This window comes from Candidatus Brachybacter algidus, from assembly GCF_016707225.1.
GTDB classification, from domain to species: Bacteria; Bacteroidota; Bacteroidia; order Chitinophagales; family Saprospiraceae; genus Parvibacillus; species Parvibacillus algidus.
The window spans coordinates 812,414-832,177 of record NZ_JADJID010000003.1 but is presented as its reverse complement, the minus strand read 5'-3'; the positions used below and the strand labels follow the sequence as shown (position 1 = coordinate 832,177).

Here is a 19,764-nt window from a genome sequence, read left to right as displayed (position 1 = left end):
ATTCGTAATAGTCCAAATAAATTTGGTCAAACGACTTTCAGCTCGGTATTATACGGCATATTTTTGGTCAATTTTATTTTTCCGTTTCGTATAAAATCCTGTTCTCAAATCAATCTGAAATTTTCTTAGTGCTAGTCAGTTTTTAGGTACCTATTATTTTGAAGCAAATATACTCTGTGATAATAAAAGCGAAATGGGTAATCACAAAAACACATCAGAGGTCAGAAATTAGAATTACATCCAAACATTACTATTAATCTTTGTGAAACTTTGGTTTTCTTTGAGAAACTTTGTGAAATAGCTTAAAAGTAAAAGAGCAAACTTCAGAGGTCAGATTGACAATAATACCTAAAAATTTAGCTGCTAATCTTCTTACCCTTTTTAATCACCACTTTTGAGCCATCAGCCACGAATACCGAATCAGGTTGCAGATCATTTAAAAATTCAAAATCTGCACCATAGACCTTCCCAAAATCTACTTTTATAGAATGGTTTAATAACTTATACACCGACCAACGTGGATGTTCTACCCCATATTCTGTGCTCACGTTTTCATTGACCTTATTGTATCCCCAATAATGCTCTGTGATAAATTCTTCCTCACTTTCGGCTGCGATTGCCGTTAATTGTTTTGAAAAATTTACTTTTATAGAATTCCATTCCTCTTTAAACCACTCATAAGAAACTGATACAACCCCATCTTCTTCTGTTAGACTTTCTTTCATAGGCATCCGCTCATATTTTTCATTGTAAAGAGTATTAGCTATTAAGGCAAGCATATGCTTTGAAACGATTTCTTTGATAAATACTACACCTCGTTTTATTGTGCCATTGTCACTGTATTTTACATAAAATCTAAGGTTGACTTCTTCAAAATTTGTATGAAAGGGAAATTTAATACCTATTAGTTTAGTATCCAAAAACATAAATCCCACAAGACTTACATAGCATTTCCCTTCAAATAAATCTAATTCTGTCCCATAAGGCAGATAAGGCAATAAAACCTTAGGATCTATGACATAATTTGCCATAAAAAGATTATTCCAGGAAGCTTTGAGTAGGGTAGTAGCCATAATTTATGATTTTGTTCTTTTTACTAATACCGAATAAATATCAGCACTGATCTTCATATCTCCGAAAGCGGTATATATAAATTGATTATCATAACTATTGATGATGCCTGAATGAATCGCCTCAGAACGATTGATTCTTATAAAGTTCGGTTTAATTTGAGCTGGAACGAGCGAATCTAAACAATTTGACAAAGAAGTCCTGATCAGAAAAGTGCCGGTGTATTCAAAAGATTTTATCTCGACATAATTTTTTACAGCTTTGATTAAATACACATCTTTCCAAAGAACTTTATAGTTTTTAGAACCTATTTTTGTGAAGAAGTAATCAGTTTCCGACACTTTATCTTCAGGTTTATTTGCAGCTTCGTTTTCATTGTAGTTTTGAAAGGCGACCTGGATGGTGCTAAACATTGTTTTGTCATTAACTGGTTTCACTAGATAAGCAGATGGTCTTAGTCTTGATGCATTTGTTATAGTGTCCAGATCACTATATGCCGTAATAAAAATGAATGGCACATCTTTGATTTTTTTAAGTTCAGTAGCAAGATCTAAGCCCGTTCTTCCTTGATTATCTTCAAGGTTAATATCCATTATTGCAAGATCGAATACCTCATGTTCTATAGCATATCTTGCTTCTTCGAAGTTATTACTCACATTCACCACTTCATATCCAAGATCGTTCAAACTTTGCCTCATATTTTCAGCTATGATGACTTCATCTTCTACTACGATCAGTTTAAGGGGTGTCATGTTTTATTTATTTTTATAGTGTAGTGATACGGTTGATTAGGATTATTTTCGATGGAAGCGTTTAACTGTTTACTCAATAACTGTATAATTTGCGAGCCTAGTCCATAAATTCTTTGAGCCTTTGAATCGACGAATCCATTGTCAGAATATTTAATTAATATATGATCATTTTTATCAATGATATCTATAAACAACTCCAAAGTTAGATTATTTGTTTCAGCGTGTTTTATAGAATTAGAGATCCATTCATTGATAATCAGCGCCAACGAAAAACTTTGTTTTTGAGGAACTTGTGTATTATCAATATTCAAGTGGGTAATGATGCGTCTTTCAAATGAAAAACATTCTGTAATGGACGATACAAGTCTGTGCAGAAACCTTTTGAAATCAACAAAGTCTTCCTGTAGCATCATTTCTTCATGCATTACAGCTATACTTTCTATTCTTAATCTTGCTGCTTTTAAGTTTTCAATGGTTGTAGGATTATCTGATTTTCGCTCCTGCATCTGTAGCAGACTGAAAATCATATGTAAATTGTTTTTAATACGATGATGCAGTTCTTTGTATAATAGCGTTGTTTTTTGGTTTGATATTTCCAACTCTTTCCAGATCCTAAAATATTTATTACTACTCCTTCTGAATACTATACTCATAAAAACAGAACCGATTGCCAGGATCCCTAGACCGATAAACGTAATGATCCAGATTTGATTGAGTCGCTTAAGGATTATAGATTTTTGCTTTTTAGTCTTGGCCTCCATATTAGCCAATCTATTACTTATGGTATCGAATTCAACTTTATTGTTGACATAGGCATAGTTGAGTACATTTTGTTTGAGATAGGTGTATGAATTAGGAATGTCTCCCAAAGCTTCATACAGCTGAAATAATTGTTCACTATAGTAAAGACTATCATAAGAATTTGGTGCGTTAGCAAAAGTGTTCTCCAATGAGTCCAGGTATCTGAAAGGTCTCTCTTGCTTGCCGAGCACTTCCAGTCTGCTTCTAGTCAGGAAATAATGATCCCTGTAATTGTTGGTCCCTGGTTCATTACGGACTTTTTTTTCATCCACAAGTTCATCAAGGATCTTTTCGGCTAAAGGGTAGTTTCCAACTTCCGTGCTGATGAGTGCCATTTCTGGAATAAACTTCATAGTCATTCTTTCTTTTACAGAATGAGTCTTTATTTCGGCATATAAATCATTTAATACTCTAATGCAATTTAAACTGTCTTTTATCTTGCCATATGAATGAGCCAGTAATTGCTTGATATAAAGCTGAGTCATTCTCATACTGTCGATCCTGCCATACATTTCTGATGCTTTTTCGTAATACTCTATGGTTTTTATGGGTTCCTTATTCCAGGCATCATAGATCTTACCTTTTGCGAAAATACTTCTGGCAATAAGGATGGAATCGTTAAGTTCATTGGCGATCACGGCCGCTGTATCAAAAAATAGCTGACTTGCAACAATTGCCGGGAGACCGGCTTTTTTTGAATATTCCTCGTTTCCCTTACTGATGTAATATTCAAATTTTTCCTTTGTTAAAAATACCTGTTCCAGCTCTGCAGGACTATTGTCACAACTTATAATTGTTGAAATCAAGCAAAGTAGAAATAGGATAATTTTAAGAAAGTCCTTCATTTTGTGAATATATAAACGCGAAGGTAACGCATTATGAGAAAGGAAAACTTCATTCAACCTCAAAAATATATCAGTTCAGGCTCAAAGCCTTAGCAATATTCTTTTTATCGAATGTACCGGCTGTATATTTGATTCAAGTTAGCGATATAGAATTACTAACTTTAAATTATAAGACCACCAATCCTCCTTTGTTACTGGAAGAGTAGCAAAAAACAAACTGATAAGAGGTAGTATTTTTATAGGATACGTGCACCACCCTGGTGCGCGTATTTTTTCTTTGTTTTGTTTTGGATAAATGAAACAACCCGATTTGATTAAAGATGAATTTGTATAAAGTGTTAGTTGCGTCCTCCATTTTTGGAGGACGTTCTTTTTTATACCATGCCTGTTCCCTTTATTTATTATCCAAATAAATTTCTTTAATTTCATTTAATCACCTAAAGGCTTGCATTGTGCTGCATTCGAATTTTTATTCTAATTTATAACTTCTAATTTATTCTATATAACTAAATTTAATTCGCTGTTAATCGAATTATTGTAATTTGAAAAAATAAATAGAACTCTGAAATATCTACAAATTCTAAACGCTTAATTCTTTAGCCACGAATTGCACGAATGATGCTTTGCATCTAACACGAATTTATTCGTGCAAATTCGTGCAATTATCTGCGAAGCTGCTGCACGGTAGTGGCTAACAATATTTATTTTTGTGCGCATGCCCAAAAGAACTTCTTAAATTTATGCTGAATAAATCAAATTTAAACCTTAGCTTTTCGAAGAGTGATTTGTGCTATAAAGTATTTTATATCATAATTAATCATAATTAATCTACGTCATCTGCGTTCCTTTTTTCTTCTCCTGTTATCTTTTTGATTTTGGAAGCAAATTGTTACAGGTGAACTGACTTCTAACTTCTAATTTCTGACTTCTAACTTCTGCCTTCTAATTTTAAAATCTGAAAATGATGCCTCATAATATGCATGACAGCGTGTTCCAGTAGACCTTCCATGTCACAGATGCCCCATCCGGTTTTAATGATAATATCGCCAAGTTCATAATCATTCAGGTGCCATTTGTTTTCCAGTGCTTCCAAAGTGTATCGATACATCTGATCCAGCAACTCGTTGACTTCTCCAACATGATTAATCGAAATGGTCGGAATAAAATAGTTTTCCCCAAATCGCTTTCTAATTTGATTGGCATATGAATACCCTGATCTGATCACATGGGTCATAATATTCCGAACTGATTGAAAGTCGCTTTCAGAATTAGGATTGATTTCGAGCAAAAAGTATTCATCATGCAAACGATCCATCAAAAATTTGATTTTTTCGATCTCCATAAGGTAGAGGTCAGCGAGGACGCCAACTGGCCCTTTTCTGTATTTTTTTAATTGCATCATCTTAAATAATTTTTAAAATTAGCTAATGAGACTGAAAGAATCTTAGGTATTTAGAATTAGCCAAATGATAGAAGCCAATGAAGTTTTGAATCACCGCTGCCATTTTCCTCAAACTTATTCCTTTGCAATATTCTGGATGAGGCAATATTTGTTTCATCAGTAGAAGCTACAATATTTTTTATTTCGGCTTGCCCTTTCGCCCAGCTTATGATGCCTCCCACCCCTTCTATCATATATCCTTGTCCTCGAAATTCTTCGTAAGTACCATAACCGATTTCAATGTTTCCACCTTCATCCGGTTCGCCACAGAAACAGATATCACCTACCATGATGTTATCTTTTTTAGAAACTAATGTCCAGAGTGTTGAATAAAGGTAGTTTTTAGTTTTGTCAGCTACATTCGGTAGGAAAGTCTCTTCTAATGCTTCTTTCAATTCGGGTGAGATAGTTCTGCTACTATTCCTCAATCCCAATTCTTCTTCCAAAGAATTGTTGGCCGCCATATATTTAATTAGTTGATCGTAATTTAAGGGTTTAATTAAAAGTCTTTCTGTTTCTAACATATTTAATTTTTGATTTCCCCAAACTTGTAAGAATAAAGGAGATTTATTACTAATTTTATTTGGCAATGGTAAAGCTAAAGTTCACTATTTGATCTTTTTAAATCTCATAATGCAGCCTTCGATGCATGGGTAATATATATCCATTGTATCCGACGCTATGAAAAGCACATGAAGATTAATACCCGGACAATTGATTGGGTTCAAGATAATATCAGAGTTTTTAATAGATTGGGTGGCTTCCGTCGGGACATCTGTGTCTGGATCAAAATTACATAAATTACCATTGGATCGCACTTTACCGGATTTTAGAAACTCTATATTCTTATTGCTATTCAAAGCAATAAAGTCACCACTTCCATCTCCGGGAAAATTGTATTTGGCAATCAGATTCCATCGTGTAATTACGTCATCTTCAATTACTGAATCAGTCTCTTTTCTGCATCCTAAATTAACGGATAAAATAAATATTATTAAAAGTAAATTTTTCATGATGATCGCGTTTTTCAATCCATAAATATAATAAGAATATTCATATAAAAACGCTCGAAAATAATAAAGCCACACAAGTGAACAAACTTCTGTGGCTTTTTTAATTGCTTAAATTTTAATTATCACACTTCCAACTTCCCTTCATTCATCGTCTCCTGTTGTTCTCCTGTTATAGCTCCGACGACCATTTTTGCCAATGAAACAAGTTTGTTCGATTTCGGATCCCAATAATTGACGTCCTGAGGTACGATGTGTATGGCAACAATATTTGGATCGTCCGGACCGTCAAACCAGGCATCATCAGTTTTGACATACAATTCCTTGATTTTGGCGCGCTCATCATGCAAATGTGCTTTCCCAAAAACATTCAAAAACTTGAATGATCCCGGATCAGAATACATTAAATATGTATGTCCATCTTTTTCAATGTTTTTTGTATGCTCACTGCTCTTGCCTGATAAAAACCAGATCTTTCCTTCACTATCCACCTGCTTGGTGCTCATTACTACCGAATGAAATGGCTTTTTATCGATGTCTGTTGACATCATGCACATATCAATGGATTCAGCCATTTCTTTGATTTTCTCTCTGGCTTCCTCATTATACAAATTCTTAATACTCATTTTTTATATTTTATTTGATACAAACAATAAACCCAATTTATAAAATTTGAGTTTCAGAAAAATTAAAATTTCAATTGATTTTCATAGAAATAGCGGTTTACCACTAGTTAAATTTTAAATGATGAGGGTATAAATATGCTGAAGTATAAAGCTAATCTTTCGTAGGAAAATCTTTTTGAAAATATTTATTTATTCAATTAAGAAAGTACAATTTGTGTTATTATAATGCCATTTGTCTTAAAAATTAAATTAAAATTTAGTGACATGAATGATGCTGCGCATTCAAAAATTCTACGAATTTTTGAATTTAATCGCCTGAAGGATTTTGTTTATATCAATTAAGCTTTTTTAAATAGTCCACCCTAATTTATTAGAGAAAGGACAAACATCAAACAATTAATAAATAGCTGTTATTCTTTCTCCAATTGGCATTAATGTTGACCTTATCGCATTGGTTAAAAAATTTAACATTTGGTTTGGATAATAATTTCTATATGTGATTAATTATTAAGGAAAGGATTTTTATCCTATGCTGCAAATACTACCGAGACTTATAACAAAATATGACCTGTGACTTGAGCAATTACGCTGGAGTCTTAATCTTGAACTTTATTGACAATAGAGGAAAACTGATAAATTCAACAAGACAAGTAATATTAAAATAATTTTTAATTGGGCTGGGTGATACACCCGGCCCTTTAATTTGATACCATGAGGTTAATTATTGTACCACTTATATTAATTTATAATTTAAATCTTGCTTCTGGCCAGAATTTTATCGATCAAAAATATGATCGACAACGAATCATTATGGATTACTTCGCATCAGGTTGCACTAATCTTGATCCAAATGATACCGTTATTAAAGTCGGCACCATATTTGACTTTCGAAATGATACTTTAGAAATGCGAGTTGCTGACACAATTAACGTACCCAATCAGGAAGTAAAGTATTTTACATTAGGAAATGTTTCTCAAATATGTAATGAAGAAGGAGAACTTCTAGCATATTTTAATGGAGCAGAATTGTGGGATCGGTTTGGCAAAAAACAAATATTGAATATTTTTTATGATGAAGAGTCAAAAGAATATGGGTCAGTCTTTGGCGATGCAAATAGTGTAATTTGCCCTTTCCAGGGATAGAGAAGCAGTATATCCTTATTAACGCCAACGATTTTAATTATGATCCAATATCCGGAGTAACAATGGCTGAGGATTTTAGTGCTGTAATTTTTAATGAAAAAAATAATGGAAGTCTCGACATTTTTGAAACAATTCCTAAAATACATAAAGGTAAATATGTTTCGGCGTTATATGCATGCAGGCTGGAAGGGCGGGAGGTGGTGGTATGTCGAGAAGGAGATCAGTTTTTACTTGATCCATCAGGTATCAAATTTCATCATTCACAAATAGTAAGTTCAAATATTTTATATTCCTCCTATGCTCCGACTTTCTCACCTGATGGAAGATGGTATACCCGAACAGAATCAAAAAATGCAGGGAATGGCAAAAGAATTGATTATGGTCAAATATTTGAATTCGATAGGTGTAGTGGAATTTTTACTGAACCATATGAATATACTTTTCCAGCAGAAGATACAACCAGTCTTGGGCAAATAATATTTGACAAAACAAGTCAATATTTTATTTCTTGGGACTTTTATAGGTTAAATAAACCTGACAGGATCTTGAAAAAGTAGGAGCTTAATTCTAAATTGTTTTAGTGGATAATTTAATGGCCTGTTAGCCCCTACAAGTCTTTCGGAAAGGCATTATTTTTTAAAAACCCTGTGCCTAAACCTTTTATATAATAATATTAACACTGATGCCAATAGTAATAATGCCCAAAACTGGGCAATAAATAAGATCAGTGTTTCAAGTAGCATCCAGCCTCCCATTAAAGTAGTTAGAAATTTTGAGCCAAAACCTGGTTTGTATTCTTCAATAATTTTTCGGCTGCCAATTATCTCATTTTTAACATCTTGTCTTTGATAAAGGACAAGGTTTATTGTACTGAAGTTAATTTGATCTTTTAACCTTAAATTAGAAATACGTGCTGCGTCCCGTTTTTCCTGCTTACTCTCCAGATTATCTTCCGCGTTGGTTATATCATTCAGCCTTCCACTTTTATTGTCAATGGCCTTTCTCAGTCTGTCTTCATTGCTTATATTTCTTTCCTGAGTAAGATCATTTGTCATTAGGTTTAACGCTACATCGTCCGCTTTGATAATGCGGTAGTCGAGAAAATCGATGTTGCGGGCAATTTCCTTCAGTACAGTGTCTAATTTGTAATTAGGTACCCTTAATTTCATGGTGTTATTCACAGTGTAAAAGGTACTTTTGCTTATTGAATCTTCCTTTATTTGTGTAGATTTAGTATAGTTAATAGTGCTCGCCAGATTCGTATATGTCACGAATCCACCTTGCTTCACTATAATGTTTTCAATGTCGTAAGTTGATCTAATGGCGTCTTTTACTTTAAATTTTAAATCAGCGGTACGTATAAATTTCCTGGTGGAATCCTTATTGTTTTCGACTGCTGCCGTGGATGAAACAAATGTTTCAGGAGCTGCAGCATCCATTGCCATATTTTCGGAATGATTGCTTTCGTTTTTGCACCCTGTGTATAAAGCGGTGACAACAAAAAAGAAGAGGATCTTTTTCAACATGATATTGAATGTTTTACTAGTGAAAGGATGTGAATATAAGGAAGTTAATCTAATATGCCCTTCAATTACATGATTTGTGTGTATAACAAATTGCAAAACAACTTATATATTATAATAAATAATTTATAAAAAGATGGATACGAATATAGTAGTTGATTTTTATTTGGCAGATTCCTCCCTTCAGTCGGAATGACAGAATCTTTGTTCTGAGGGGGTATAAAATTGTGTGGCGCAGCCACCCAATTTTATACCTCCATCCATCGAATTAACGTCATTCCGAGCGAAGTGAGGAATCTTTATTCGCTAAGACTTTTCCTTTTCGGCTTTTTGCAATTTATTATACACACACATTATTTTGCCACGCCAAATTAACCAATAATAGCACTTCGTACTTTGATGCATTCCATCTGATCCTGATCATATAAGCTCACATAGATAAGAAAACCAGACGCTATTAAAGAAATGATGCCAAATATAGCACCGATAACAAATGTCAATAAAGGATACACATTATTTTCAAATACCGCATGTGGATTGGATGTAAAGATGGCTATGAAAAAAAATGTGGAAATAAAAGCATTGATTACGCCAAAACTTAAAGTGATCCAATTCTTATTTAATGCATAAGGAAGAATAGTAATAACCACAAAAATCACATCTATCATCCTAAACTTTCCATCAATTAAGTTAACTGAGAGATTAGCTGTGGCAAGAATAATAAAAAATACAAAGCCAAATTGTTTTGTCCTTGTGATCTTTAAAGTCACTTTATCCATAAATACATTTTGATTATTATGAATAAAACGAGGTTATACTGCTTTTATTATTATTAACTCAAATTTCGGCAGTTAAGAAACAAAGGTAGATGGTTGATGTTAGATGTTAGATGGATCTTAGTCAATTGATTCATATTTCTTCTTTAATAGGTTTATTAGAAAAAATATCAATTTGATTGATGGAAAGCCATCTAAAATCTACCTTCTAACATCTAACATTTTATTAAAATTTAAATTATTTCTTCAAAAATGAAAATTTGACTACCTAAACTTAAGTTATTAAGAAAAATTGATACAAGATACAATGGTGAATTATTCTTTTTGGTACCAGAGGTTTTGATTGGGATTTCTAAACATTGAGATTCTTGGTTTCATATGGATCAGTCTATAGTATTGAGTTATTACCGTAAAGATCTATCAGTGATTTGAGACATTGGATTGCCTTTTCCACTTTGAATATGATAACCACAGATTGCTAACTTTAACCAAAAAATTTAGAAGAGTTCACGAAGGAATTTTAATCGAAGATTAAAATTTGTGCATGTATGAAAATCTAAGCTTTAATTAAATTTTAAGATAGTAATTGTAATGACAGGTCGCGACCTGTCATTACAGTTACCATCTTAAAATTTCCGTGCAGATGGAACTCTACATATAATATTAGACTTTTTGATTACTGATTACTGATTACTGATTACTGATTACTGATTAAAAAAAGGCAAAGAGAATAGCACTGCTCCACCAAGAAAGATGACCGTCAAAAGGTGTACATATCTATTATTGACTCTCAGAAATATAAACTGTTCAATAGTTCTGCCCAACCAGAATAGAGACATGCCAATCATAAATGCTTTACCCAATGGCGTATTTAATAAATCCTCAGTAAAATAGAAACATAAAAAACCGACAAAAAAGGAAAGGTAAATCATCCTCAAGTTCAGGATCTGCATGATTGCCCGGTTAGAAAAGTGTAATTTTATCAACTCTTTTTTCCAGCGAAATATCTTCCAAAATAAAATGTGGAATAGCCCAAAAGCGATCGAGTAAATTCCGCAAATTATGATGATCGTTTTCATTCTACTATAAGTGCTCCATTAGTAATTTTCCTGTGGGAGTTAAGTCGTAACCTGGATCAAGGCTCACTGTTAGTCCAATGTTTTTGAGTTTACGGATACTTTGTGTAAGCCATTCTTTGGTCTTACCTGTCTTTAGTGACAACTGTGTTGCGCTTAATTTAGGATTATCCTTGATGGAAGTAAGTATGTCTTTAGTCCAGAATCCATTGCGGGCATATTTGTCCATCTGCAATAACTTTGCCTTGTAACTATCAATTTCAGACTGAGATAAACTAATTTTTTCTTTAATTTTTTTTGCTTGAGTTTCCTTAAGAAATCTTACATGAATCTTATATATTTTGCCAATTTCAGCAGAATATATGGATTTCATAAGGCTTTCGAGATTTATAAAACCAGCCTTTTGAGCATCTATCTCGTTGATATGTGGCTCATTGATGATGGCGATATCCGTTATTTCTACAATGCCAACATCAGTCTTTAATAAGCTGCCCCGCTTCAGTTGAGTACTTTTCCACTTTCTGAAAGCAAGTGTGACAGTACCGGCTTTAATCCCCTCTAAATGTTTTTGTTTGAAAAGCATAAAACTAATTCGTTTGACAGATAATACTATTTTGAATTCTAATAGACTGTCAAAGGTAACAATAATATTGCTTCCGGTTTTATGCCTTACAATTCGGCTAAAAAAAGTTTAATCGCTTCAGCAACCTGCATTGGTTGCTCTTCCTGCGGAAAATGTCCGGCGGTTTCAATTTCAACTGTTTTGGAATTTGGAAAACCTTCTGAAAACTTTTCTAAGTATGAGGGGCCCAAGACCGGATCTTTCATTCCCCAAACAAATAATATTGGGATTTGCGATAATGAAGATCTTTTGTTCCACAATTTTTCAAACCATTCTTGGTCATCGAGCAGTGAATGAGCAAATGCCAATGTGCCATTCCGTTGTTTTCTATTCTCGAAAGGACGTGTGAATTGTGCTTTCATTTTTGTGGATAATTTACTGTCACCAAAACTTGACGGCAGAATGTATTTGGCGGAAAAGTTTAGATATTTATAAAGAAAGGGTAGGAGAGGGCTCTTTAAAATCCTTTTTAATTTTAAATACTTCGGATCCCCTTCACTGCTCCACAACCATGAGTTGAGCACTGTAATACGTTTTATTAATTTAGGATTACGGATGGCAAAATCCAACCCAATTGGTCCTCCAAAATCATGCAGAACTAAAGTTATATTTTTCAGCCCAAGCTCTAACACAAATTTTTCTAATGTCCAGCTATGATTTTGCGTCGAATAATCATAAAATTCAGGTTTATCTGAAAGCCCAAATCCTACATGATCAATAGCGATACATCGATAATTTTTACTTAAAGATTTAATGACATTTCTAAAATCGAAGCTCCATGAAGGGGTGCCGTGAATAAATAGAATTGTTTCTCCTTGACCCTCATCAATATAATGCATTTGATGGCCATTGACATTAAAATAGTTTGAATTAAAAGGATACTCTTTTTTGTCCAACCAGCAGTTCATATTCGTCTATCTTTTGTTGATGCAAAGGTCATTGCAAAAAAAGATATCAGTATTGGTCTAAACCAACATCAAATTTTTACTTTATTGAATAGTTTACTAAAATTTGTTGCATCAATTCCCAAGTAAGATGCAAGATATTTATGTGGGACTGGATGAAGTAGGTGCGGGCTTCTTTTACAAAAAGTTAAAAATCTTTCTTCCATTGATTGTGAATGAAGTTCAATGTGTCGATTGATTAGTCCGGCCAAAACAGCTTCAGTCATCTTTCTAATTAATCTTTCAAAAGAATGAGATTTTTTAAGAAGTAGCTGCATATCTTCATAAGATAAATATTCCATCACACTATCTTCAAGACAGGTTAAATAATATTTGGAAGGTGTCTGCGATGAGAAAGATTCAGGTATTGCACAAAGGCCAGGGTGATAAGTAAATGCAATTACATGTTTTTTATCATCAGTCTCGAAATAGGACATTTGAACTCCTGATTTCACAAAATATAATTCTTTCTGAATTTGTCCGGGAACGACAATTAAATCACCTTTTTTAAAGGTTTTAATTCTTAAAAGATCAGTAATTAATGAAACATCATCTTCGGATATATCATCAATTAAATTAAAAAATTCCTTCCAGGTCATACAGGTCTAATTGTTAATTATTATTTTTTAATTATTACTCGGTCTGAGGTCTGAGGTCTGAAATTAGAAATTAGAAGTTAGAAGGGGGCTCCAAAACTACGTATTACTTATCGCCCGATCTCCCATCACCCATTCTCACTCATCTTATATTCAATCCATTCATCATAGCTCATCTCAAACTTTATTTCCGATTCACTGCGGCTTACTTCTGTCCAACCATGCATTTTATAAAAGTTTTCAGCTCTTGTATTCGAACCAGTTGTTAACCAAAGCTTCTCCCTACTTTCTGAAAAATACCAATCCAACATGGCTTGGTGAAGTTGTCTCCCATATCCACGTCCTTCATATTCCGGAAGTAAAAAAAGTGCCCAAATACTATGCCCTATGAGGTCAGCAATTGCGAATCCAATAATTTTGCCATCAACAAAGGTGACCCACCCTTTACCCCGACTCAGTAGGTATTCCTCTACATCTGCGTCTTTTATCCTATTCGGGCTGGATAATTTATTTTCCTTGACAGAATTTCTTACGATCTGTAATTCAGGAATGTCAGATATTGTTGCAATTCGGATCAAATCAGCCTAATTTTTATTATTAAATTTTAAATTACACTCGCATAGATGGAAATAACTTTCTTTGGATTACACCAAGCTAATAAAAAATGAAATTAAGATGTTGTGGTTATGAAATTTAAAAACAAGATTGAATTTTATTAAATATTTTCAATTACAAATATACAATATTGATTTTATTTTAAACTAGTATTTTGATGATTTGATATGTACACAATTGGTTTGATTTTTTGCTTTAATTTGGATGAAATGATTGCAGTGTGTTTTAAGATACTTTACTAATTTTGCAACACAATTATTTTTTGGAAACTAAGCATAGTTCACAAGTACTAATAAACAATTGGATGATATGTCAATAACTACAGATGCAGAAATGGCTGGTATGAAACAAATTAGTGAGGCAGTAGCTTCAACTCTTAAAGCTATGAGGGAATATTGTCAAGTTGGCATGTCCACAATTGAAGTGGATGAATTCGGCGGCAAAATGCTTCATTAGATGGGAGCTAAATCAGCTCCTAAACTAACTTATGGCTTTCCCGGATTTACATGTATTAGTGTTAACAATGAGGTGGCGCATGGCATTCCGACTGAGGATAAGATACTTCAGGAAGGAGATTTAATAAATATAGATGTATCTGCTGAAATGGGCGGATTCTGGTCAGATAATGGCGGTTCATTTGTCTTGGGAGAAGACTTTCATGGGCATTTAAAGTTGGTGGATGCATCGAAATCTATTTTGCGCAAAGCTATCTATAGCATTAAAGGTGGGATGCGAATCGCTGACCTTGGTGCGCTTATCGAATCTGAAGCCAAGAAATCAGGCTATAAGGTTATTAAAAACCTGACTGGTCACGGTATAGGAAGAAGTCTTCACGAAGAACCTCGTGAGATCGCAAATTACAGAGACGGATTTAACTTCCAACGTTTTAAGAAGAATTCAGTAGTTGCTATTGAAACATTTATTTCCACAAATTCTACCATTGCCAATACACAAGAAGACGGGTGGACACTTATCGGTAATAAAGGTGGATATGTAGCTCAGCATGAACATACCATCGTTATCACTGACGGACAACCTATCATTCTTACTGCGTTGAATGGAATATGGAATTGATCTCAAGGAACAATTTTAAATTTATTACAGTTACATATTGAATAAGTCCAAGCATAATAGCTTTGACCATTTGATAACCTTTAATCAAAATTAAATATTATGGATATGATTTTGGATAAATATGATACCTTGATGGTAGCTGTTGATGATCTAACTGCCAAAGGATATACAGATACTTTCAAGGCCAGAAAACAAGTAGTAGAGGCATTATACGCCAAGCAGGAGTTTGATCCGGAAGACTTACGTATCGTTAAAACATACCGTTTCGATGGTATGACTAACCCATCGGACGATGTGGAATTGTTTGCAATAATGGCAAATGACGGAACCATGGGTACTCTGGTGCATTCATACGGAGCAGAAGAGGATCAAAATGCAGACATGATCAAAAAAATTAAATTCGCATAATGGAGTTTATTGATTATTACAAAGTACTGGGTGTTGAAAAAACTGCTACAGCCAAAGAAATAAAGTCCGCTTACAGAAAGCTCGCTAGAAAATATCATCCTGATGTCAATTCCGGTGATAAAAGTTCAGATGCAAAATTTAAAGAGATCAATGAAGCCAACGAAGTCTTAAGCAATGAAGAAAATCGTAAAAAATACGATCAACATGGTAAAGATTGGAAGCACGCAGATGAGATAGAAAAAATGCGTCGTCAACAAGGAGGCCGTCAAGGTTCCCAAGGACAGGGTTTTGGGAGTCAATTTGGAGGTGGACAAAGTGATTTTGGCGGATTTGGAGGCGATGGTGAAGGCGCAGACTTTTCAGATTTTTTCCAAAATATGTTTGGTAGAGGTAATGGGGGACAAAGCAGAACTTCAGGAAAATTTAAGGGGCAGGATTACAATGCTGAATTGCAATTAAACTTGACTGATGTTTTTAAAACACACCAGCAGGTACTTACGGTAAATAATAGCAAAATACGGCTTACTATACCTGCTGGTGTGGAAGATGGGCAGACCATAAAAATAAACGGTAAAGGTGCGCCTGGAGTCAATGGTGGTCCACATGGTGATCTTTACATCCGTTTTTCTATAAATAACAATACCTCATTCAAACGAGATGCTTCCAATTTATACAGTAATATTGATCTCGATCTTTATACTGCCCTGTTAGGAGGCGAAGCCCAGATCAAGACTTTTGACGGCGAAGTGAAATTAAAAGTCAGTCCCGGAATTCAAACCGGAACAAAAGTTAAATTGAAAGGAAAAGGATTTCCCGTATATAAAAAAGATGGCGAATTTGGCGATTTGATTGTAACCTACAATATCAAAAATCCTGTAAATCTGACAGAAAGGGAAAAGGAATTATTTGAAGAACTTAAAAAACTTCGATCATGAAAGGCGACGGATTAATTTTGGTTAAAACCATTTGTATTCAATATGAAGTAGAATATTCATTTATTGAAGAACTTCAAAATTATGGCCTGATTGTAATCCATGATGAGGAAAATGACAAGTATCTGGAAGCGGAACGTTTGACTGATCTCGAAAAGATGATTCGACTTCATCAGGAACTCAACATTAATCTTGAGGGCATAGATGTTATTTTAAACTTGATGGAAAAGATCGATCATTTGAAGTATGAATTAAGTGCAGTAAAGAACAGACTCTTGCTATTGGAAGATTAAGACGAATTAATTTATATTACTACCTCAATAGAGTCTTTATTTTGGCAGTTTGATTTACATCTCAATAATATAACACTACTATTTTATTCTGCAAGGCTTCCTTTTTTTTATTTTACATTTCAAGCCAAAATGGTAAGATTCATAATTTATCAATAGATTTACTTTGCAAACAAAATTTCCAATGAAATATTTATTCCTGACAATTGTTATTCTTTTTAACTTAAATGCCATTGGTCAAAATAAAGACTGGGCAAACCTTAGTAAATACTCCTCAGAGAATAAAACACTAATGCCGCTCTCAATGAAGGAAAAAAGAATCGTTTTCATGGGAAATTCTATCACGGAAGGATGGAAAAATACAGATCCCGGATTTTTTGAAGGTAGGTTGTATATCGATCGGGGCATTAGTGGACAGACTACGCCACAAATGCTTATCAGATTCAGACCTGATGTTATCGACCTCAAGCCGGCTATTGTAATCATTTTGGCAGGAATCAATGATATTGCCGAGAATACTGGACCAATGACCTTGGAAGAAACAGCCGGTAATATCTTTTCTATGGCGCAATTGGCCAAAGCAGCTAATATAAAAGTCATCATTTCTTCCGTTCTTCCTGCCAATACCTTCCCTTGGCGACCTGAGATAAAACCAGCAGAAAAAGTGATAGAATTAAACATATTACTCAAGCAGTATTGCGAGGAGAATAGGATTACTTACCTTGACTATTATAGCCATATGGTAGATGACAAAAAAGGCTTGGATTCTAGATACGGAGATGACGGCGTCCACCCCAATCTGGCCGGATATAAAGTGATGGAAGGCCTAGTTGAAAACGCTATAAAATCAGCACTAGAGAAAAATGGCAAATAAAACCTCTCAGCACATTCTCTCTACTTCAGCCAATCTTCTAGGGTTCTGCTTATTTATTATTACTTCTCTCCACTTGACAAATAGATCTGAAAATAGCCTCATCGATGAATTTACTTCCATCGTTGCTTTATCACTTACCATATCCTCTGCATTATCTTTTTTTTCAATCAGGACTGAGAATCATATCTTAGAAATTAAGTTAGAAAAAATTGCTGATTATTTCTTTATGGCTTCGCTACTTGGTATTTTTGTTATTATTGTATTTATAACATTTAAATTTTGGTTAAAGTAATATGGAAAGAGATGCAGATGTTCTGATGGCAAATGAAAAGGAGCAATTAACTAAATTGCAAAAAATAGTCCAAAAATCCATCGAGGATGAAAATTTGATTGTTGAAAATCTCTTGCACCCGCCTATAGAAACAATGACTGTTGGCCAAAAAGTATCTGATAAAGTAGCGAGATTTGGTGGCAGCTGGTCCTTTATAATTACCTTTATGGTAATACTTATTGTTTGGATTGCTTTCAATGCAACTCTTCCAAAGGCAGACCAATTCGATCCTTTCCCTTTTATACTAATGAATTTGATATTATCCTGTATTGCTGCACTCCAAGCGCCAATTATTATGATGAGTCAAAATAGGCAAGAAGAGAAAGATCGCAAACAAAATGTAAATGATTATATGATCAATATGAAAGCAGAAATGGAGATCAAAGCATTGCATCAGAAGATAGATCTGCTCCTCGAAGACGAGATCAGAGTTTTATTTGACAGTCAAGCCAAACAGCTTGAAATGCTGAAAAGGATTGAAGAAAAAATAAATAAAATCTAGATTATGAGGAAGATGTTTTTCCTGTTGATTTTTATCTTTTTTTATAATTTTTGCTATGCTGGACAATGGATCATCGGCCACGGTCAAACTTACAAAATGCCCAGTGAGATCGTTAATTTAATTCACGATGGCGATACGATATATATTGCTCCCGGCGTATATGAACAAGATGCTTGTAAATGGAAGAACAAGAATTTAGTTTTCTATGGTATGGGCACCGGCCAATGGAAAACTACTTTTAAATATACTGGCAATATACCAAACGGAAAAGGTATTTGGGTGTTTGAAAATCCGGGGCAAAATGATAATATATACATTGAAAATATTGATTTCGATGGAGCCCAAGTATCTGACAATGATGGAGGGAATGGCGCGGCTATCAGATTTCAGGCAAAAAACTTAGAAGTCCTTTTTTGTGGGTTCAAAAACTGTCAGAATGGAATACTGGAAGGCCATAATGCCGTAGCCGGAAGCAATGTAAAATTGCATTATTGCTACTTTTTTAATAATGGCTACCAGGAAGAAAACAACCCGAATCATTCAGGATACGAACACAACATATACATAAGTGCCAGTACTGATACATTGCACGTGGAAAATTGTCTATTTCATCACCCAAGAGGGCAGGCCAATTCTTTGAAAACACGAGCTTTAAATTCTTTTATTCTCTACAACATGTTTGATGAAGAAGATGGAAATGGAAGCTATGAGATTAACATAGCTCAAGGTGGCAACAATATAATCATGGGTAATGTCATCATCCAGGGAACATCCGGAGCCAATCACAGTATAATAGGCTTTGATGAAGCTATCAATCCGGTCAACGAATTGTACTTTGTGAATAATACAGTGATTAATAAATTTCCTGGAAACAATCGATATTTTAATATATCACCTTCATCTGGAATTACTGCCTTTAAAATTTATAATAATATTTTTGCCTCAATCCCAGCTGCCAACAATACGTTTATTTCAGGAAATATTCCGGCTGCTATGGATTCATCTCATAATTATTACGCGGAGAATTATCTTGAAACCGGCTTTGTCTCACCTGAAGTAAATGATTTTTCAATACCAAAGGAAGCAACAAACCTTATAGACCAAGGGACCGATGCGGGCTTTACTAATTCAGGATTTTCTTTGCTGCCTCAATTTAGTCATAATAATTACTATAACCTGCTGTTAGAAAGACCGCTTTATGGTAATGCAATCGATATTGGCGCATATGAATACAGCTTCGTCTCGAAAGGCAACAGGCAAAAGGAAATTGACATTAAGATATATCCAAATCCTTCAAGCGGATCATTCAATATTGAATATCCTGACATAAATAGTTACAAGATAAAAATTACAGACATTTCGGGAAATGAAGTCAATTATTCCAAGAATATTGCAGGGAAAAATGTTTCTAAAATTGAATTGAATAATCCAACAAATGGAATATTAATACTTACAATATATTCAGACAATCAATTGTTGTCTGCAAAGATAATTGCACTATAAAAGGTTTAC

The 19,764-nt window shown here is 34.1% G+C and carries 22 protein-coding genes and 1 pseudogene; 9 read left to right on the top strand and 14 right to left on the bottom strand.

Annotated elements, in window-relative coordinates; all coding sequences use genetic code 11:
* Positions 1-356: 356 nt before the first annotated feature.
* The 7 genes from IPI15_RS13395 to IPI15_RS13365 form a co-directional block, all read right to left on the bottom strand.
* On the bottom strand, positions 357-1,073 hold the full coding sequence (locus IPI15_RS13395) for a YqjF family protein (RefSeq protein WP_287420668.1): 717 nt from the start codon (positions 1,071-1,073) through the stop codon (positions 357-359).
* Between the two features lie 3 nt (positions 1,074-1,076).
* Positions 1,077-1,823, bottom strand: a complete 747-nt coding sequence (locus IPI15_RS13390; RefSeq protein ID WP_287403334.1) for a response regulator — start codon at positions 1,821-1,823, stop codon at positions 1,077-1,079.
* On the bottom strand, positions 1,820-3,469 hold the full coding sequence (locus tag IPI15_RS13385) for a histidine kinase dimerization/phosphoacceptor domain -containing protein (protein WP_287420666.1): 1,650 nt from the start codon (positions 3,467-3,469) through the stop codon (positions 1,820-1,822). The genes IPI15_RS13390 and IPI15_RS13385 overlap by 4 nt, the downstream gene beginning before the upstream one ends.
* Before the next feature lie 928 nt (positions 3,470-4,397).
* Positions 4,398-4,871 (bottom strand): hypothetical protein, encoded by a 474-nt coding sequence (locus IPI15_RS13380; protein WP_287420664.1) that lies wholly within the window; start codon positions 4,869-4,871, stop codon positions 4,398-4,400.
* A gap of 56 nt (positions 4,872-4,927) precedes the next feature.
* Positions 4,928-5,434 carry a GNAT family N-acetyltransferase gene (locus IPI15_RS13375; protein WP_287420662.1) on the bottom strand — a complete coding sequence of 169 codons (507 nt, stop codon included), beginning with the start codon at positions 5,432-5,434 and terminating at the stop codon, positions 4,928-4,930.
* Positions 5,435-5,518: 84 nt separating this feature from the next.
* A complete protein-coding gene (locus tag IPI15_RS13370; protein ID WP_287420661.1) occupies positions 5,519-5,923 on the bottom strand; it encodes a hypothetical protein in 405 nt (134 codons plus the stop codon).
* Positions 5,924-6,045: 122 nt separating this feature from the next.
* Positions 6,046-6,546: a pyridoxamine 5'-phosphate oxidase family protein gene (locus IPI15_RS13365; RefSeq protein ID WP_287420659.1), complete on the bottom strand. Its 501-nt coding sequence runs from the start codon at positions 6,544-6,546 to the stop codon at positions 6,046-6,048.
* 711 nt (positions 6,547-7,257) lie between these two features.
* On the opposite strand from IPI15_RS13365, the gene IPI15_RS13360 reads away from it, so the two are divergent.
* Together IPI15_RS13360 and IPI15_RS13355 are read left to right on the top strand one after the other, a co-directional pair.
* Entirely contained in the window at positions 7,258-7,689 is a 432-nt protein-coding gene (locus tag IPI15_RS13360; protein ID WP_287420657.1) for a hypothetical protein, read from the top strand.
* Entirely contained in the window at positions 7,671-8,246 is a 576-nt protein-coding gene (locus IPI15_RS13355; RefSeq protein ID WP_287420655.1) for a hypothetical protein, read from the top strand. Before IPI15_RS13360 ends, IPI15_RS13355 begins: the two co-directional genes overlap by 19 nt.
* A 72-nt stretch (positions 8,247-8,318) precedes the next feature.
* Here the strand turns inward: IPI15_RS13355 and IPI15_RS13350 are convergent, their stop codons facing one another.
* The 7 genes from IPI15_RS13350 to IPI15_RS13320 form a co-directional block, all read right to left on the bottom strand.
* A complete protein-coding gene (locus IPI15_RS13350) occupies positions 8,319-9,215 on the bottom strand; it encodes a DUF4349 domain-containing protein (protein WP_287420653.1) in 897 nt (298 codons plus the stop codon).
* A 368-nt stretch (positions 9,216-9,583) separates the two neighbouring features.
* Positions 9,584-9,991, bottom strand: coding sequence for a hypothetical protein (locus IPI15_RS13345; protein WP_287420651.1), 408 nt, complete (start codon positions 9,989-9,991; stop codon positions 9,584-9,586).
* A gap of 701 nt (positions 9,992-10,692) precedes the next feature.
* On the bottom strand, positions 10,693-10,941 hold the full coding sequence (locus tag IPI15_RS13340; protein WP_287403351.1) for a hypothetical protein: 249 nt from the start codon (positions 10,939-10,941) through the stop codon (positions 10,693-10,695).
* Between the two features lie 130 nt (positions 10,942-11,071).
* On the bottom strand, positions 11,072-11,647 hold the full coding sequence (locus tag IPI15_RS13335; protein WP_287403353.1) for an ASCH domain-containing protein: 576 nt from the start codon (positions 11,645-11,647) through the stop codon (positions 11,072-11,074).
* An 86-nt stretch (positions 11,648-11,733) separates the two neighbouring features.
* The gene (locus IPI15_RS13330) at positions 11,734-12,525 is read right to left on the bottom strand and encodes an alpha/beta fold hydrolase (RefSeq protein WP_287420649.1); all 792 of its coding nucleotides are present in this window, start codon (positions 12,523-12,525) and stop codon (positions 11,734-11,736) included.
* Between the two features lie 137 nt (positions 12,526-12,662).
* Complete coding sequence (locus tag IPI15_RS13325) at positions 12,663-13,229, bottom strand: Crp/Fnr family transcriptional regulator (protein ID WP_287420648.1); 567 nt, start codon at positions 13,227-13,229, stop codon at positions 12,663-12,665.
* A gap of 125 nt (positions 13,230-13,354) precedes the next feature.
* Positions 13,355-13,804 carry a GNAT family N-acetyltransferase gene (locus IPI15_RS13320; protein ID WP_287403357.1) on the bottom strand — a complete coding sequence of 150 codons (450 nt, stop codon included), beginning with the start codon at positions 13,802-13,804 and terminating at the stop codon, positions 13,355-13,357.
* Between the two features lie 346 nt (positions 13,805-14,150).
* Here IPI15_RS13320 and map point away from each other — a divergent pair.
* The 7 genes and pseudogenes from map (at position 14,151) to IPI15_RS13280 (ending at position 19,755) form a co-directional block, all read left to right on the top strand.
* Positions 14,151-14,915 (top strand): annotated as a pseudogene (gene map / locus IPI15_RS13310) (type I methionyl aminopeptidase).
* Positions 14,916-15,014: 99 nt separating this feature from the next.
* A complete protein-coding gene (locus tag IPI15_RS13305) occupies positions 15,015-15,323 on the top strand; it encodes a hypothetical protein (RefSeq protein ID WP_287403360.1) in 309 nt (102 codons plus the stop codon).
* On the top strand, positions 15,323-16,258 hold the full coding sequence (locus IPI15_RS13300; protein ID WP_287403362.1) for a DnaJ C-terminal domain-containing protein: 936 nt from the start codon (positions 15,323-15,325) through the stop codon (positions 16,256-16,258). The genes IPI15_RS13305 and IPI15_RS13300 overlap by 1 nt, the downstream gene beginning before the upstream one ends.
* Positions 16,255-16,548: a chaperone modulator CbpM gene (locus tag IPI15_RS13295; protein WP_287403363.1), complete on the top strand. Its 294-nt coding sequence runs from the start codon at positions 16,255-16,257 to the stop codon at positions 16,546-16,548. Before IPI15_RS13300 ends, IPI15_RS13295 begins: the two co-directional genes overlap by 4 nt.
* A 181-nt stretch (positions 16,549-16,729) precedes the next feature.
* Positions 16,730-17,419 carry an SGNH/GDSL hydrolase family protein gene (locus tag IPI15_RS13290; protein WP_287420642.1) on the top strand — a complete coding sequence of 230 codons (690 nt, stop codon included), beginning with the start codon at positions 16,730-16,732 and terminating at the stop codon, positions 17,417-17,419.
* Positions 17,420-17,712: 293 nt separating this feature from the next.
* A complete protein-coding gene (locus IPI15_RS13285; RefSeq protein WP_287403368.1) occupies positions 17,713-18,252 on the top strand; it encodes a DUF1003 domain-containing protein in 540 nt (179 codons plus the stop codon).
* Positions 18,253-18,255: 3 nt separating this feature from the next.
* Positions 18,256-19,755, top strand: a complete 1,500-nt coding sequence (locus IPI15_RS13280) for a T9SS type A sorting domain-containing protein (protein ID WP_287420641.1) — start codon at positions 18,256-18,258, stop codon at positions 19,753-19,755.
* Positions 19,756-19,764: the final 9 nt, after the last annotated feature.

Excerpts from the sequence above, each read along its gene's own strand:
- IPI15_RS13395 (WP_287420668.1), bottom strand. The coding sequence starts at position 1,073 with ATGGCTACTACCCTACTCAAAGCTTCCTGGAATAATCTTTTTATGGCA.
- IPI15_RS13390 (WP_287403334.1), bottom strand. The coding sequence starts at position 1,823 with ATGACACCCCTTAAACTGATCGTAGTAGAAGATGAAGTCATCATAGCT.
- IPI15_RS13385 (WP_287420666.1), bottom strand. The coding sequence starts at position 3,469 with ATGAAGGACTTTCTTAAAATTATCCTATTTCTACTTTGCTTGATTTCA.
- IPI15_RS13380 (WP_287420664.1), bottom strand. The coding sequence starts at position 4,871 with ATGATGCAATTAAAAAAATACAGAAAAGGGCCAGTTGGCGTCCTCGCT.
- IPI15_RS13375 (WP_287420662.1), bottom strand. The coding sequence starts at position 5,434 with ATGTTAGAAACAGAAAGACTTTTAATTAAACCCTTAAATTACGATCAA.
- IPI15_RS13370 (WP_287420661.1), bottom strand. The coding sequence starts at position 5,923 with ATGAAAAATTTACTTTTAATAATATTTATTTTATCCGTTAATTTAGGA.
- IPI15_RS13365 (WP_287420659.1), bottom strand. The coding sequence starts at position 6,546 with ATGAGTATTAAGAATTTGTATAATGAGGAAGCCAGAGAGAAAATCAAA.
- IPI15_RS13360 (WP_287420657.1), top strand. The coding sequence starts at position 7,258 with ATGAGGTTAATTATTGTACCACTTATATTAATTTATAATTTAAATCTT.
- IPI15_RS13350 (WP_287420653.1), bottom strand. The coding sequence starts at position 9,215 with ATGTTGAAAAAGATCCTCTTCTTTTTTGTTGTCACCGCTTTATACACA.
- IPI15_RS13345 (WP_287420651.1), bottom strand. The coding sequence starts at position 9,991 with ATGGATAAAGTGACTTTAAAGATCACAAGGACAAAACAATTTGGCTTT.
- IPI15_RS13340 (WP_287403351.1), bottom strand. The coding sequence starts at position 10,941 with ATGCAGATCCTGAACTTGAGGATGATTTACCTTTCCTTTTTTGTCGGT.
- IPI15_RS13335 (WP_287403353.1), bottom strand. The coding sequence starts at position 11,647 with ATGCTTTTCAAACAAAAACATTTAGAGGGGATTAAAGCCGGTACTGTC.
- IPI15_RS13330 (WP_287420649.1), bottom strand. The coding sequence starts at position 12,525 with ATGCATTATATTGATGAGGGTCAAGGAGAAACAATTCTATTTATTCAC.
- IPI15_RS13325 (WP_287420648.1), bottom strand. The coding sequence starts at position 13,229 with ATGACCTGGAAGGAATTTTTTAATTTAATTGATGATATATCCGAAGAT.
- IPI15_RS13305 (WP_287403360.1), top strand. The coding sequence starts at position 15,015 with ATGGATATGATTTTGGATAAATATGATACCTTGATGGTAGCTGTTGAT.
- IPI15_RS13300 (WP_287403362.1), top strand. The coding sequence starts at position 15,323 with ATGGAGTTTATTGATTATTACAAAGTACTGGGTGTTGAAAAAACTGCT.
- IPI15_RS13295 (WP_287403363.1), top strand. The coding sequence starts at position 16,255 with ATGAAAGGCGACGGATTAATTTTGGTTAAAACCATTTGTATTCAATAT.
- IPI15_RS13290 (WP_287420642.1), top strand. The coding sequence starts at position 16,730 with ATGAAATATTTATTCCTGACAATTGTTATTCTTTTTAACTTAAATGCC.
- IPI15_RS13285 (WP_287403368.1), top strand. The coding sequence starts at position 17,713 with ATGGAAAGAGATGCAGATGTTCTGATGGCAAATGAAAAGGAGCAATTA.
- IPI15_RS13280 (WP_287420641.1), top strand. The coding sequence starts at position 18,256 with ATGAGGAAGATGTTTTTCCTGTTGATTTTTATCTTTTTTTATAATTTT.